This is a genomic window from Janthinobacterium rivuli (genome assembly GCF_029690045.1).
GTDB classification, from domain to species: domain Bacteria; phylum Pseudomonadota; class Gammaproteobacteria; order Burkholderiales; family Burkholderiaceae_D; genus Janthinobacterium; species Janthinobacterium rivuli.
The window spans coordinates 5323403-5338642 of sequence record NZ_CP121464.1; the positions used below are offsets into that span (position 1 = coordinate 5323403).

General features: G+C 64.0%; 16 protein-coding genes. 14 read left to right on the top strand and 2 right to left on the bottom strand.

Going from position 1 to position 15240, the window contains the following annotated elements; translation table 11 throughout:
- The first annotated feature begins 1 nt into the window (after position 1).
- The 9 genes from P9875_RS24140 (at position 2) to P9875_RS24180 (ending at position 9962) form a co-directional block, all read left to right on the top strand.
- Positions 2–430, top strand: a complete 429-nt coding sequence (locus P9875_RS24140; RefSeq protein ID WP_035821469.1) for an ExbD/TolR family protein — start codon at positions 2–4, stop codon at positions 428–430.
- Positions 431–535: 105 nt separating this feature from the next.
- Entirely contained in the window at positions 536–967 is a 432-nt protein-coding gene (locus P9875_RS24145; protein WP_170840419.1) for an ExbD/TolR family protein, read from the top strand.
- Positions 968–1045: 78 nt separating this feature from the next.
- Positions 1046–2257: a hypothetical protein gene (locus tag P9875_RS24150; protein ID WP_035821474.1), complete on the top strand. Its 1212-nt coding sequence runs from the start codon at positions 1046–1048 to the stop codon at positions 2255–2257.
- Positions 2258–2443: 186 nt separating this feature from the next.
- Positions 2444–3415: a bifunctional riboflavin kinase/FAD synthetase gene (locus tag P9875_RS24155; RefSeq protein ID WP_176388010.1), complete on the top strand. Its 972-nt coding sequence runs from the start codon at positions 2444–2446 to the stop codon at positions 3413–3415.
- A gap of 85 nt (positions 3416–3500) precedes the next feature.
- Positions 3501–6401 carry an isoleucine--tRNA ligase gene (gene ileS / locus P9875_RS24160; RefSeq protein WP_278316806.1) on the top strand — a complete coding sequence of 967 codons (2901 nt, stop codon included), beginning with the start codon at positions 3501–3503 and terminating at the stop codon, positions 6399–6401.
- 83 nt (positions 6402–6484) lie between these two features.
- Positions 6485–6994: a signal peptidase II gene (lspA, locus tag P9875_RS24165; protein WP_035821479.1), complete on the top strand. Its 510-nt coding sequence runs from the start codon at positions 6485–6487 to the stop codon at positions 6992–6994.
- Positions 6995–7011: 17 nt separating this feature from the next.
- Positions 7012–8232: a bifunctional phosphopantothenoylcysteine decarboxylase/phosphopantothenate--cysteine ligase CoaBC gene (coaBC, locus tag P9875_RS24170; RefSeq protein ID WP_035821482.1), complete on the top strand. Its 1221-nt coding sequence runs from the start codon at positions 7012–7014 to the stop codon at positions 8230–8232.
- A 39-nt stretch (positions 8233–8271) separates the two neighbouring features.
- Complete coding sequence (dut, locus tag P9875_RS24175; protein WP_034785229.1) at positions 8272–8721, top strand: dUTP diphosphatase; 450 nt, start codon at positions 8272–8274, stop codon at positions 8719–8721.
- Between the two features lie 137 nt (positions 8722–8858).
- Complete coding sequence (locus P9875_RS24180) at positions 8859–9962, top strand: M48 family metallopeptidase (protein WP_035821485.1); 1104 nt, start codon at positions 8859–8861, stop codon at positions 9960–9962.
- A gap of 41 nt (positions 9963–10003) precedes the next feature.
- Here the strand turns inward: P9875_RS24180 and P9875_RS24185 are convergent, their stop codons facing one another.
- Positions 10004–10144, bottom strand: coding sequence for a hypothetical protein (locus tag P9875_RS24185; protein WP_175444556.1), 141 nt, complete (start codon positions 10142–10144; stop codon positions 10004–10006).
- A gap of 98 nt (positions 10145–10242) precedes the next feature.
- Here P9875_RS24185 and P9875_RS24190 point away from each other — a divergent pair, with 98 nt between their 5' ends.
- The 5 genes from P9875_RS24190 to P9875_RS24210 all read left to right on the top strand — a co-directional run bounded on the left by P9875_RS24190 (position 10243) and on the right by P9875_RS24210 (position 13990).
- Positions 10243–11253, top strand: coding sequence for an XdhC family protein (locus tag P9875_RS24190; RefSeq protein ID WP_278316807.1), 1011 nt, complete (start codon positions 10243–10245; stop codon positions 11251–11253).
- A 65-nt stretch (positions 11254–11318) separates the two neighbouring features.
- Positions 11319–12230, top strand: coding sequence for a DNA-3-methyladenine glycosylase family protein (locus P9875_RS24195; protein WP_176388005.1), 912 nt, complete (start codon positions 11319–11321; stop codon positions 12228–12230).
- 57 nt (positions 12231–12287) lie between these two features.
- Positions 12288–12659, top strand: coding sequence for a hypothetical protein (locus P9875_RS24200; RefSeq protein ID WP_176388004.1), 372 nt, complete (start codon positions 12288–12290; stop codon positions 12657–12659).
- 21 nt (positions 12660–12680) lie between these two features.
- Complete coding sequence (locus P9875_RS24205) at positions 12681–13202, top strand: RNA polymerase sigma factor (protein ID WP_176388003.1); 522 nt, start codon at positions 12681–12683, stop codon at positions 13200–13202.
- Positions 13199–13990 (top strand): anti-sigma factor family protein, encoded by a 792-nt coding sequence (locus P9875_RS24210; RefSeq protein ID WP_278316808.1) that lies wholly within the window; start codon positions 13199–13201, stop codon positions 13988–13990. Before P9875_RS24205 ends, P9875_RS24210 begins: the two co-directional genes overlap by 4 nt.
- Here the strand turns inward: P9875_RS24210 and P9875_RS24215 are convergent.
- Positions 13987–15207: an MFS transporter gene (locus tag P9875_RS24215; protein WP_278316809.1), complete on the bottom strand. Its 1221-nt coding sequence runs from the start codon at positions 15205–15207 to the stop codon at positions 13987–13989. The two genes, P9875_RS24210 and P9875_RS24215, sit on opposite strands and share 4 nt — an antisense overlap.
- Positions 15208–15240 lie beyond the last annotated feature (33 nt).

Genomic DNA, 15240 nt, shown 5'->3' on the forward strand with positions numbered 1-15240 from the left:
CATGTCGATGTCCGTCGGCTCCGACAGCGGAGAACAAGATCAGGTAATGTCAGAAATCAACACGACGCCGCTTGTCGACATCATGTTGGTTTTGCTGATCATTTTCTTGATTACGAGTCCGGTTGTCCTCAAGCTGCAGAAAATCGATCTGCCGATTGAGACGAACCAAGCCCTGCAAACCAAGCCGCAAAACGTTAACATCGTTGTTAACAAGGATGGCGAGATTTACCTGGGCCAGACCAGACTGAAAGACACGAACGAGCTGTTCGATTATCTTAAAGTTGAAGCAGTGAAAGTACCGCAGCCGGAAGTACACGTTCGTGGCGACCAAGAAACACGCTACGAATCGATCGGCCGGGTTATTTACACGACCCAACGTGCCGGGATCCAGAAGGTCGGCTTCATCACCGAACCACCTGACAAGAGCTGATAGCGACTGACAGCGGCGCCCCGGCAACACGGGGGCGCCGCTGAAGGAAGCTTGCCGGGCGGCAGTTTTGCCCGGTGCTTCGTTGGACTTCTTAAAGGAAACACTATGAGTATGAATGTCGGTTCGGGAAGCGCAGCAGGCGCGGATCCGGAACCAATGATGGAACTGAACATGACGCCCCTCATCGACGTGATGCTGGTGCTGATTATCATGTTGATCATCACGATTCCTAAGCAAAACCACTCGGTGAACCTGAACATGCCGGTCGGCACCCCGCCGCCACCGACAACCGAACCAGTGGTCGTCACGATCGATGTCGATTTTGATGGCACTATCTTGTGGGACAATCAGGTCGTACCTGATCGTAATACGCTGGAAGCCAAGCTGAGCAACGTTGCTGCGCAAGCAGACCAGCCAGAAGTGCATCTGCGTCCTAACAAGCTGGTGGAATACAAAGTCGTCGCCGGTGTGATGGCGTCGGCGCAGCGTCTGGGCGTGACCAAAATCGGTCTGGTCGGCAACGAGCAATTCCAGTAAGCTGTAGCAATCAGGTTATCTTTACATCCGAATAGGCAGGACTTCCTGCCTATTCGCTTTTTACTGAAAGACTTTCTCATGTCCAAGTTTCGTCTCGCTCATCTCGGCCTCGTCATGGCCGCTATCGGTTTTACCGCAGCAACTCCTGTAATCGGCCTGGGCTCGCTGGCATATGCCGCGGACACCGTGCGCGCCGAAGTCGGCAAGCCACTGCAAGAAGCACAAAAACTCGCTAGCAGCGGCAAAAACAAGGAAGCGCTGGCCAAACTGCGTGAAGCAGACAGCGTTGGCGGCAAGACCGCCTTTGAAAGCTACCAGATCGAACGCGTACGCGCTTCGGCCGCCGCCGCCGCCGGCGACAACGGCACCGCCATCAAGGCGTTTGAAGCCGTCATCAATTCCGGCCGCCTGAGCGCCGCCGAAGCCCCGAAATTCACGCAAGCGCTGGCAGGCATGTACTACCGCGCCAAGGACTGGCCGAACACCATCACCTGGATCAAACGCTCGCTGAAAGACCGCGAAGATCCACAGATGCGCGAACTGCTGATCCAGACCTACTACGTCAGCGGCAACTACGCCGAAGCGGCAAAAGAGCTGCAAGCGCGCGGCGGCAACTCGGAAGCAAGCCTGCAAATGCTGGCCAACATCCAGATGAAGCAAAACGACAAGGGCGGCTACGTCGCCACCCTGGAAAAACTGGCATCGAGCTATCCGAAAACCAGCTACTGGGCCGACCTGCTGAACCGCGTTTCGGGCAAACCTGGCTTCTCGCAACGCCTGGGCCTGGACGTCCAGCGCCTGCGCCTGGCTAACGGCCTGTTCAGCAAGCCTTCCGAATACATGGAAATCAGCCAGCTGGCCCTGCAAGCAGGCAATCCTGGCGAAGCGTTGAGCATCATCGAGCAAGGCTACAAAAAAGGCGTGCTGGGTACCGGCGCCGATGCAGCCCGTCACCAGCGCCTGAAAGACCTGGCCCTGAAAACCCAGGCCGACCTGAAAGCCAGCGCAGCCAAGTCGGAAGCGGAATACGTCAAAAACAAGGACGCCGACAGCTTGAGCAAGCTGGGCTTCGCCCTCGTCTACGACGGCCAGGCGGAAAAGGGCCTGGGCTTGATGAACGACGCCGTGAAACTGGGCACCGCCAAGTATGCGGAAGAAGCCAAGCTGCATCTAGGCATCGCTTACATCCACGCTGGCAAGAAGTCCAACGCCACGACGGCACTCAAAGCCGTCAAGGGCACGGATGGCGCGGCAGACCTGGCCCGTTACTGGACTCTGATGAATAAATAAGACAACATCCTCCGGGAGTTGTAGGCAGCTAGTCGAGTGCCACCCAAAAGCGTTGCCAGCACACCCGCCGGCAACGCTTTTTATCATTTCAGCAGGGAAATTACCCCTGCGGCCGCCCTGCCGGGTGTGCATCCCTGAAACAGTCCGTATAATCCCCCTTTTGGCACAGTTTTTCATCAGATTCCTATGAAGGTATTCCGCGGACTTCCCAATGCCCAGGCACGAGCGCCTTGCGCTCTGACCATCGGCAATTTTGACGGTGTCCACATCGGCCATCAGGCCTTGCTGGCGCGCGTGCGCGAAGCTGCCACCGAGCTCGGCATCGAAGCGGCCGTGATGACGTTCGAACCGCACCCGCGCGAATTCTTCGCGCAGCGCGCGGGCGACCTGTCCAAAGCCCCGCAGCGCATCGCCAACCTGCGCGACAAGCTGCAATCGCTGGACGACGCCGGCATCGACCGTGTCGTCGTCGAGCACTTCAGCGCCCAGTTCGCCGCCTTGACGCCGCAGGAATTCACGGAAAAAGTCCTCGTCGACGGCTTGCACGTGAAATGGCTGATGGTCGGCGACGACTTCTGCTATGGCGCCCGGCGCGCCGGCGACGTGGCCATGCTGCAGGAAGCGGGCCGCCAATATGGTTTCCACGTGGAAACATTGCCTACCGTGATGAACGGCAGCACGCGTATCTCGTCGTCGGCCGTGCGCCTGGCCCTGGCCGCCGGCGATTTCCCGCTGGCCACGCAGCTGCTCGGTCATCCGTACGCCATTTCCGGCCACGTGATCCACGGCCAGAAGCTGGGCCGCACCCTGGGTTTTCCCACCCTGAACCTGCGCGTGGCGCACCGCCCCGCCCTGTCCGGCATCTTCATCGTGCAAGTGCATGGCCTGGGGCCGGCACCGCTGCCGGCCGTGGCCAGCCTTGGCGTGCGCCCCACCGTCGATGACAGCGGCCGCGTGCTGCTGGAAGTGCATCTGTTCGATTTCAATCAGTCCTGCTACGGCAAGCTGGTGCGCGTGGAATTTTTGGAAAAGCTGCGCGACGAAGAGAAATACGACGATTTGCCCACTTTGACGGCCGCCATCGAGCGCGACTCGAACCAGGCACGCGCCTATTTTGCGCAGCGCCGCAGCGCCATTACCGCCACCGACCGAATTTGACCCCGGCCAACTCCGCCGCCTGGCGGCGCCCGCCGCCGCCACACACCTGCTGCAAAACATCTACACCATACAAGTAAAGAAGACTATGTCCGATCAAAACAAGCCAGCCACGCCCAAGCAAAACAAAAAGCCTGAAAGCAAATACCCGGTCAACATGACGGAAACCCCATTCCCGATGCGCGGCGACATGGCCAAGCGCGAGCCGCAATGGGTACAGCAATGGCAAGACAAGAAAATCTACGAGCGCGTGCGCAAGGCCGCCGCCGGCCGCCCGAAATTCATCCTGCATGACGGCCCGCCGTACGCGAATGGCGACATCCACCTGGGCCACGCCGTCAACAAGATCCTCAAGGACATGGTCGTCAAGTCGCGCTCGCTGTCCGGTTTCGACGCGCCATACGTACCGGGGTGGGATTGCCACGGCATGCCGATCGAGATCCAGATCGAAAAACTGCACGGCAAGAACCTGCCGACTGCCGACGTGCTGGAAAAAGCCCGCGCCTACGCCAATGTGCAGGTCGAGCGCCAGAAAAAAGACTTCATCCGCCTCGGCGTGCTGGGCGAGTGGGACAACCCGTATCTGACCATGGCGCACGGCAATGAAGCGGACGAACTGCGCGCGCTGGGCAAGCTGCTGGAAAAAGGCTATGTCTACCGCGGCCTGAAGCCCGTCAACTGGTGCTTCGACTGCCAGTCGGCGCTGGCCGAGGCGGAAGTGGAATACGCGGAAAAACGCGATCCCGCCATCGACGTCGGGTTCAAGTTCGCCGAGCCGGAAAAACTGGCGGCCGCCTTCGGCCTGCCATCGCTGCCGACCGATAACGGTTTCATCGTCATCTGGACCACGACGCCGTGGACCATCCCGTCGAACCAGGCGCTGAACGTGCACCCGGAAGTCAAATATGCGCTGGTGAAGACCGAGCGCGATGGCCAGCCATTGCTGCTGATTCTGGCGCAAGACCTGGTCGTGGCCAGCCTGGCGCGCTTCAAGCTGGAAGGCACGACGATCGCCACCTGCGACGGCGCGGCCCTGGCCGGCATCAGCTTCCGCCACCCGCTGCATGCTTCCGACGCATTCTACGACCGTTTGTCGCCCCTGTACCTGGCCGAATACGTGACCACGGAAAGCGGCACGGGCGTGGTGCACTCGGCGCCAGCCTACGGCCTGGACGACTTCATCTCGTGCAAGGCGCACGGCATGAAGGACGACGACATCATCAAGCCCGTCATGGGCGACGGCAAGTTCGCCTCGACCCTGCCCCTGTTCGGCGGCATGACCATCTGGGAAGCGTCCAAGCCGATCTGCAACGCCTTGCGCGAAGCGGGCGCGCTGTTCGAAGTCAAGATGTTCGACCACAGCTACATGCATTGCTGGCGCCATAAAACGCCGATCATCTACCGCGCCACCTCGCAGTGGTTCGCCGGCATGGACGTGACGCCGAAAGACGGCGGCGCGACCCTGCGCGAGACGGCATTGAAAGGCATCGCCGACACCGAGTTCTTCCCGGACTGGGGCCAGGCGCGCCTGCATGGCATGATCGCCAACCGTCCCGACTGGACCCTGTCGCGCCAGCGCCAGTGGGGCGTGCCGATGGCCTTCATCGTGCACAAGGAAACGGGTGACCTGCATCCGCGCACGCCGGAACTGCTGGAGCAAGTGGCCAAGCTGATCGAAAAGGACGGCATCGAGGCATGGCAGGCGCTGGATCTGAAAGACCTGATCGGCGACGAAGCGGCCATCTACGCCAAGAACAAGGACACGCTGGACGTGTGGTTCGATTCCGGCGCCACGCACCAGACGGTGCTGGGCGGTCCGCAAGGCCACGGTTCGCACTCGACGCAGCTGCAATTCCCGGCCGACCTGTACCTGGAAGGCTCGGACCAGCATCGCGGCTGGTTCCATTCCTCCTTGCTCGTGTCGTCGATGCTGAATGGCCGCCCGCCATATAAAGCCCTGCTGACGCACGGCTTCACGGTCGATGGCGAAGGCAAGAAGATGTCCAAGTCGCTGGGCAACACCCTGGCGCCGCAAAAGATCTCGGACACCCTGGGCGCGGACATCCTGCGCCTGTGGATCGCCTCGACCGACTACACGGGCGAACTGTCGATCTCCGACGAAATCCTGAAACGCGTGACGGAATCGTATCGCCGCATCCGCAACACGCTGCGCTTCCTGCTGGCCAATACGTCGGACTTCAATCCGGCCACGGACGCCGTGCCGGTGGCGGAGATGTTCGAAATCGACCGCTATGCGCTGGCCAACATGGCATCGCTGCAAACGCAGATCGAGAACAACTACGCGCGCTACGAATTCCACCCGGTCGTGTCGAAGCTGCAGACGTACTGCTCGGAAGACCTGGGCGGCTTCTACCTGGACATCCTGAAGGACCGTTTGTACACCTCCGGCCTGACGTCGCACGCGCGCCGTTCCGCGCAAACGGCCCTGTGGCACATCACGCAAAGCCTGCTGCGCCTGATGGCCCCGGCCCTGTCGTTCACGGCCGAAGAAGCATGGGCCGTCTTCGCCGGACCGGAAGCGTATGCCGCCAGCGATGAAACCATCTTCACGCAAACCTGGTGGCAGCTGCCGGCAGTGGCGGATGCGGCCGAGCTGCTGGAAAAATACACGGCCCTGCGCGCCGTGCGCACGGACGTGACGAAACAGCTGGAAGACTTGCGCACCTCGGGCGCCATCGGTTCGTCGCTGCAGGCGGAACTGACGATCAAGGCCGCGCCGATGAAGTACAAGCTGTTGACCACCCTGGGCGACGACTTGAAGTTCGTCTTCATCACCTCGCAGGCAACGGTGGCCGAAGTGGCTGACGAAGCGGCCGAGGAAGTGGTCGTGGCCGCGTCGACGGCGCCGAAGTGCGAGCGCTGCTGGCACTACCGTGCGGACGTGGGCACGGACGCCGCGCATGCTACCCTGTGCGGCCGCTGCGTCAGCAATCTGTTTGGCGCGGGCGAGAAACGCCGCTTCGCATAAAACGGCGCGGGACAGCTTCCTGCGCCGCTTCCCACCGCCGCTGCCCGCAAGGGCAGCGGCGGCATTATCTTCCCTGGAAAAATATGGCCACTAAAAACCGTTTTTCATCGAAATCGTCATCCTCGGCGTCGCTCGTGCCCTGGCTGGGCATTGCCGCCATCGTCATCCTGTTCGACCAGATCACCAAGATCACGATCCTGAAGACCTTCCGCTATGCGCAAGAGATGGTCATCACCTCGTATTTCAACCTGGTGCTCGCATATAACAAGGGCGCCGCGTTCAGCTTCCTGTCCGACCAGGGCGGCTGGCAGCGCTATTTCTTCACCGGCATCGCCCTGGCGGCCGCCGTCTACATCATCTATCTGCTGAAAAAGCACGCCGGCCAGCGCATGTTTTGCTGGGCCCTGGCGCTGATCCTTGGCGGCGCGCTGGGCAACGCCATCGACCGCCTGGTCTACGGCCACGTGGTCGACTTCCTCGACTTCCACTGGAAAAGCTGGGGCCATTTCCCCGCTTTCAATATCGCCGACAGCGCCATCTGCATCGGCGCGGCCCTGTTCATCATCGATGAACTGCGCCGGGTAAACAAATAAACACGCGGGAGAACGGCATGGAATTGTCCGGCAAAAAAATCGTCCTGGGACTCTCAGGCGGCGTCGCCTGCTACAAGGCGGCGGAACTGTGCCGCGCGCTGACCAAGGCCGGCGCCTCGGTGCAAGTGGTGATGACGGATGCGGCCAGCCACTTCATCACGGCCGTCACGATGCAGGCCCTGTCCGGCCACCCCGTGCACACGAGCCAGTGGGATGCGCGCATCGCCAACAACATGGCGCATATCGATCTGACGCGCCATGCGGACGCCATCCTGATCGCGCCGTGTTCGGCCGATTTTCTGCGCAAGCTCGCGCACGGCGTGTGCGACGACCTGCTGTCGACCCTGTGCCTGGCCCGGCCCGCCCACCTGCCCCTGCTCGTGGCACCGGCAATGAACGTGGAAATGTGGCAGAACCCCGCCACGCAACGCAATGTGCAGCAGCTGCGCGATGACGGCATCAAGCTGTTTGGCCCGGCCGCCGGCGAACAGGCGTGCGGCGAAACGGGCCTGGGCCGCATGCTGGAACCGGAGCAATTGCTGACGGAGCTGATCGCCGCCTTCCAGCCGAAGGTATTGGCAGGCAAACGCGTGCTGGTCACGGCCGGCCCCACCTTCGAAGCCATCGACCCCGTGCGCGGCATCACCAATCTGTCCTCGGGCAAGATGGGCTATGCGGTGGCGCGCGCGGCGCGCGAAGCGGGCGCCGAGGTGCTGCTCATTTCCGGCCCCACGGCGCTGGACGCGCCGTTCGGCGTGCGCCGCATCGACGTGCAAAGCGCGCAGCAGATGCACGATGCCGTGCTGGCCCACGTCGACGGCCAGCATGTCTTCGTCGCCGTGGCCGCCGTCGCCGACTGGCGCGTGGCCAACGCCAGCGAACAAAAGATGAAAAAGCAGGCCGACGGCTCCGTACCCGAACTGCAGTTCGCGCAAAACCCCGACATCCTCGCCACCGTGGCGGCACGCACCAACCTGGCCGGCTATCCCTACTGCGTGGGCTTTGCCGCCGAATCGGAAAACCTCGTGGAATTCGGCTCGACCAAGCGCGAGAAAAAGGGCATCCCCCTCCTCGTCGGCAATATCGGCCAGAACACCTTTGGCCAGGACGACAACACCATCATCCTCTTCGACGAGGAAGGCCATACCGTGCTGCCGCGCGCCTCGAAACTGAACTTGGCGCGCCAGCTGATTTCGGAAATCTCGAAGCGCATTGCCAAGAATTCGCTGCTCAAATAATCCCTTTAAACGACTTAGCTTAGTTAGTTAGTTAGATTCATGAAAAATATCGACATCAAGATCCTCGACGCCCGCATGAAAGAACTGCTGCCGGCCTACGCCACACCGGGCAGCGCCGGCCTCGATTTGCGCGCCTGCATCGACGAGGCGATCACCATCGAAGCCGGCCAGACCGTGCTCATTCCCACCGGCCTGGCCATCCACATCGGCGACCCGTCGTATGCGGCCATGATTTTGCCGCGCAGCGGCATGGGCCACAAAAACGGCATCGTATTGGGGAATCTGGTAGGCTTGATCGACTCCGATTACCAGGGCCAGCTGATGGTATCGACCTGGAACCGGGGCCAGAGCGCTTTCACGCTCAATCCCATGGAACGCCTGGCGCAACTGATTATCGTGCCGGTGCTGCAAGTGGGCTTTAACGTCGTCGAGGAATTCGGCGACAGCGAACGCGGTGTTGGCGGTTTCGGCAGCACCGGAAAACATTAACAGCGACTGACAAACCGTAGCGAGCGGATGTGAGTTGTGGCTGAGAAGCAGAGCTGTGCGAATGCACAGTGAGCATCGGAGGCCGCAAATCGCGCCGCGCAGTAGGTTTTGTCAGGAGCTACACGAAGGAATAGTCCATGCCAGGTTTCCGCCATCTGATCCCAGCCCCAACTTCGCTGCGCCGATTGGCTACTCCCCTCCTGCTGGCCAGTGCGGCCATCCTCGCCGGCTGCACCACGCCGGCCACGAATGTCAGCGGTCCGTTCAACGTCGTGCCGGCGCCCGATGCGCCCGCGCCGACGGCGCAGCAAAAGGCGGCGCAGGAAGAACTGGTGAAGATGGTGGCGCTGCAGGACCGCCTGTCGAAAGTCTCGGCGCCCCTGCTGATCAACAATGCGGACCTGTGCAAGACGTATGCGCGCAACCTGCTGGGCTTCACGGCGCAGAACAAGTATTCCTACCCTGGCATCTATGCCGACGCGGCGCAGGCAGCCCTCGGCTACGGCGAACAGATGCAGGTCTCCGGCGTCTTGCCGGGCAGCGGCGCCGCCCGCGCCGGCTTGCGCAAGGGCGACGGCTTGCTGGCCGCCGAAGGCAAGCCGCTGCCGGCCGGCCCGAAAGCGGAAGGCCCGTTCGGCGCCATCGTCGGCCCGCTGGCTTCGAAAAGCGCGAGCCTGAACATGACCATCGCCCGCGACGGCCAGCAGCAAGACCTCAAAATTCCCGTCACGCGCGCCTGCGCCTTCCGCGTCGCCCTGGGCAATGCGGACAATATCAATGCCTACTCGGACGGCGGACGCATCATGCTCACGCGCGGCATGGTCAATGCGGCGCAAAACGACGAAAGCATCGCCTTCGTGATCGCCCGCGAAATGGCGCACAACATCCTAGACCACGCGCGCAGCCAGCGCTCGGCCGGGACGGCCGGCAGCATCATCGACAGCCTGGGCGCCGTGCAGCCCGACGTGTCGATGCTGACGGGCGCGGCCGGCATCAAGGCCATGCCGCAGGAACTCGACGTGCAAGCCGACACCCTGGCCATCTACCTGCTGGCGCGCGCCGGCTACAACGTCGACAACGCCGCCCGCTTCTGGCAGCGCCTGGCCACGCAAGTGCCGGCCACGGTCGCCAATGGCTACACGGCCCTGCACCCGGGCACCAACTCGCGCATGGCCGCCGTCAACCGCGCCGTCATCGACGTGCGCGCCAAGCAGGCGGCGAAGAAGCCGATCAAGCCCTAGGCCTGATCAACAAAGGAGGCGCCTGACAAAACCAAGTTTGGTCAGGCGCCGGGGAAGTTCGGGAAATAGGTGCCCATGATCCAGGTCAGGGCGCCGCAAAATACCACCGCCAGGAACAGGGCGATGAGCAGTTTGCCAAACTTGGGAATGCCGTCGTCTTGCGTTTTTTGGTCGTTCGACATGAAAACTCTCCGCAGGCTGTTGGAGAGCGTAGTATAGCCACAATATTGAAAAATATTCCATACTTTGCCGCCTACCTGCGGCTTTCCTTTCGCGGCCCATGGACAGCATCGACCTTGAAGTTCTGAAAACCAGCGCCGCCTGGCTCGCCGCCGGCCACCGCTGCGAACTCGTCACCGTTATCAAGACCTGGGGTTCCAGCCCCCGCCCCGTGGGCGCCACCCTGGCCATCTGCGACGATGGCACGGTGGTCGGTTCCGTTTCCGGCGGCTGCATCGAAGATGACTTGATCGACACCGTGCGCGTGCACGGCATCGTGCGCACGCAGCCGGACATCGTCAGCTACGGCATCAGCGCAGACGAGGCGCACCGCTTCGGCCTGCCCTGCGGCGGCACCATCGAACTGGCCATCGAACCGCTGCATGCTGGCAGCCGCGTGGCAGAACTGCTGGCGCGCCTGGAAGCGCATGAACTGGTCGAGCGCCGCCTCGATCTGGAAACCGGCGCCGTCACCCTGCAGCGCGCCACGCCGGGCGCCGTGCTGGCCCTGGAAGACGGCATACTCACCACGCAGCACGGTCCGCGCTGGCGCTTGCTGATCATCGGTGCCAGCCAGCTGTCGCGCTTCGTGGCGCAGATCGCCACGGCCATGGATTACCACGTCATCGTCTGCGACCCGCGCGAAGAATACCGGGGCGGCTGGAACGTGCCCGGCGTGCCCCTGCTGCACGCCATGCCGGACGACCTCGTGCTGGAACTCAAACTCGACAGCCGCAGCGCCGTCGTCGCCCTCACGCACGACCCCAAGCTCGATGACCTGGCCCTGATGGAAGCGCTGAAATCGCCCGCGTTCTACGTGGGCGCCATCGGTTCGCGCGCCAACAATGCCAAGCGGCGCGAACGGCTGCTGCAGTTCGACGTCAGCGCGGAACAGCTGGCGCGCCTGCATGGCCCCATTGGCCTCTACATCGGCAGCAAGACGCCGGCCGAAATCGCCATCTCCATCCTGGCCGAACTGACGGCCGTAAAAAATGGCGTGCCCGACGCGCTGCAGATCCAGCACGCGGCGGCCCTGAGCCCGCCCAGCACCGACATCTGCGCGCTAAGGTAAAAAGCAAGAAACGCGGTGCGCCCGCATCGCCTCCCTGATACCGTCCCTGACTTTGCCCCCCCACCATGACCCTGCTGCACTGGACCCTCCCCCTACCCACCGGCTACCGCCGCGACGACGTCATCACCTTCCACAGCCGCGATGGCGAAGCCGTGGCAGAACAAGTCACGCCGACTGGCCTGCGCAAGGGCATCCTGGTGCAAGACGTGCCGGTCGTGCTGGATGTCGCCTTCACTGACGCTGCCGCCGTCTGCCGCGCCGAGATCGACGGCGATGCGGACCTTCAAACACCGCTGCACGGCGCCTTGTTGAACATCCTCGGCCTGCGCATCGATCCGCAGCCGTTCGCGCAACTGGCGGCCAATGACCCGCTGCTGGCGCCTCTGGTCAGCCTCAATCCAGGTCTGCGCATCGTGCAATCGGCCAGCCCCTTCGAGGCGCTGACCTGGGCCATCATCGGCCAGCAGATCAACCTGCCGTTCGCCATCGCCCTGCGCCGCACCTTCATCTTGCAGGCCGGACGCCGGCACGGCAGCGGCTTGTGGTGCTACCCCGAAGCGCGCGACGTGGCACGGTTGTCGGTGGAAGAGCTGACCAGCCGCAAATTCTCGCGCGCCAAGGCGGAAACCGTGCTGCGCCTGGCACGCCTCGTCGATGAGGGAGAACTGTCGCTGGAGCTGCCGCCTTCCGGTGACGTGGCGGCGATATCGCAAGCGCTGCTGGCCGTGAAAGGCATCGGCCCGTGGACCGTCAACTACGCGCTGCTACGCGGCTACGGCTATGCCGACTGCTCGCTGCACGGCGACGTGGCCATCCGCGCCGCGCTGCAAAAGCTGCTCGGCGAAGAAGCGAAGCCGGACATGGCGCGCACGGAACAGTGGCTGCGCCAGTACGCGCCGCACCGCACCATGGCGGCGGCCCACCTGTGGGCCAGCCTGCACGCGCCAGCAAAAAATAATTCGCCAACGCGGGAATAAACGGCGGGCGGCACGCGTCTATCCCTTGCAAGCCCCCAAAACCTCAAGGAGACCATCATGCGCTTTACCACTTTTGCCGCCACCGCCCTGTTCACCGCCTTGTCCGCCCCGCTGGCCTTCGCCGCCGACGTCATGCCCGCCAACGGCATGCTGGTCAACGCCAGCGGCATGACCGTGTACGTGTTCGACAAGGATGTCGCCGACAGCGGCAAGAGCGCCTGCAGCGGCGGCTGCCTGGCGGCCTGGCCCGCCGTCATCGCCACCGAAGCGGCGCCCGCCGCCCCGTATGGCAGCATCAAGCGCGAAGACAACGGCGCCATGCAGCTGACCTACAAGGGCAAGCCCCTGTACCTGTACAAGGAAGACAAGAAGCCGGGCGACGTGGCCGGCGACAATTTCAAGAACGTGTGGCACATCGTCAAGCCGTAAGCAGCCCTTCCCGCCGCCACGATGGCCACGCAAGACGATAGCCGCCAGCTGCAAGCGTGCCTGCCCGGCCTGCGCCGCTATGCGCGCGCGCTGGCGGGCGCCCTGCACGCGGACGACCTGGTGCAGGACACCGTGGAGCGGGCCTGGCGCAAGCTCGATCAGCGGCAGCGCGGCGGCGAGATGCGGCCGTGGCTGTTCTCCATCATGCACAACCTGCACGTGGATCAGTTGCGCCGTCCCGGCCTGGCGCTGCAGGAACTCGATGACGAAGCCCTGCTGCCCGCGCCCGAGCGCGCGCCCGGGCAAGCCATCGCCATCGGCGAAATGGATGCGGCGCTGGCCCGTTTGCCGCTGGGGCAGCGCGAAGTGATCCTGCTGGTCGCGCTGGAGCAGATGCCGTATGAGCAGGTGGCGTCCACCTTGGGCATCCCCGTCGGCACCGTCATGTCGCGGCTGTCGCGCGGGCGCGAGCGGCTGCGCGAACTGCTCGACGGCCGCCCCGCCGGCAGCCATGGTGCCCCTACTCTGAAAGTCGTGAAATGACAACGCAAGCCATCAGCGAAGCGCAATTGCACGCCCTGGCCGACGGCGTCCTGCCCGAGGCACAGCGCGCGGCCATCGACGACCACCTGCGCGCGCATCCAGAAGACGCCGCCCGAGTCGACGCTTGGCGTGCACAGAACCGGCAATTGCGCGCCCTGTTCGACCCCGTGCTGGACGAAACCGTGCCACCGGCCCTGCTGCAATCGGCATCGCCACCGGCCGCGAACGGCGCCTGGCGGCGCCCCGCCATGCAGGCGGCAGCGGCCGTCGTGCTGGTGATCGCTGGCGGCGCGGGCGGCTGGCTGCTGCGCGGCGATGCCGGCGGCAGCCTCACCGCCAGCGCCAGCCCCCTTGCCCTGGCGCGCAGCGCCGCCATCGCCCATGCCATCTACACACCCGAAGTGCGCCACCCCGTCGAGGTGGGCGCGGAACAGGAGGCGCACCTGGTGCAGTGGCTGTCGAAACGCCTGGGCACGAAATTGCAGCCGCCAGCGCTGTCGCCGCTCGGTTATCACCTGATCGGCGGACGCCTGCTGCCCGGCGATGGCGACGGCCCCGTGGCGCAATTCATGTATGAAGATGGCGGCGGCAAGCGCCTGACCCTGTACGTGGCGAAAGAGCGGGCCGGCAAGCAGGAAACGGCCTTCCGCTATACGCAGGAAAAGGAGTTGAGCGTGTTTTACTGGATCGACGGCCAGCTCGGTTATGCCCTCTCGGCGAACCTGCCCAAGCAGGCGCTGGGCAAGATCGCCGACACCGTGTACGCGCAGCTGGAGCAGCCGCGTTAAGTGGCGCTTGCAGTCCGCTGCCGTGCGCGTGATCCGGCCACGTGGATGACGCCAGCCAGCAAGCCCAATGCGACACCAAACACCGCCACGCCCGTCCAGCCAAAACGCTGCATCAGCCAGCCGCTCACCGCCACACCGGCGGCGCCGCCGATGAAGGTCGCCGTCATGTACAGGCTGTTGATGCGGCCCTGGGCAGCCGGATCGACGGCAAAGGCGCGTGTCTGGTTGGCTACCAGGGCGGCCTGCACGCCGATATCGAGCACGATGACGCCGATCACCAGCAAGAGCAACGACGAGGCGGCGCCCGCCAGCAGCAGGTAGGACAGCGTCACGATGGCGATGCTCAGGCCAATGACCGTGCGCGAACCGAGTCTGTCGGTGGCCCTGCCGCCCACGGTGGCGGCCAGTGCGCCGGCCGCGCCGATGATGCCGAAGGCGCCGGCCCAGGCGCTGCCCAAATGCCATGGGCCGTTCGCCAGCAGCGACGCCAGGTTGACCCAGAACGCATTGAAGCAGGCCCACAACAGCGCCTGGATCAGCATCGATTCGCGCAGGGGACGATGGTCGCGCGCCAGTGGCCACAACGACGCCAGCAAGCCAAGGTAGGAGAGCTGGCTACCCGGTTTCCCGCGTGGCAGCAAGGCCGCCGCCGCGATCCACACGGGCACCATGAACGCCGCTTCCATCGCGTACACGGCGCGCCAGCCCCAGGCCTCGCCCACCACGCCGGCGACCGTACGCCCGAGCAGGATGCCCACCATGATGCCGCTGACCACCGTGCCGACGGAACGGCCGCGCTCAGCGGGCGGCGACATGCTCGCGGCGAGCGGCACCAGTTGCTGCGGCACGCAGCTGACGATGCCCAGGCCAAACGATGCCCCGATCAGCGGCCAGATGCCGGGCGCCAGCGCGGCCGCCAAGGCGCAAACGAAGGCCAGCGCGATCTGCCCCAGCACCAGCGTGCGCCGGTCGACGCGGTCGCCCAGCGGCAGCAGCAGCGCCAGCCCCGTGGCAAAGCCCAGCAGCGCCGCGCCAGCGACCAGGTTGACGGCCGCCAGGTCGACGCCGAGGCCGGACTGGATCAGGGGCAGGATAGGCTGGGTGCAATAGATGTTGGTGATGACCGCACCGGCGATCACCGCCATCATGAGTATCTTGCCGCGCGGCGCGGACGCCACGGTGTGTGCATCGGGCGGGGGAATGGGCGTGGGGCGCATGGCGCTCTCCTTTCAAGTTGCCGCAGCGACGTG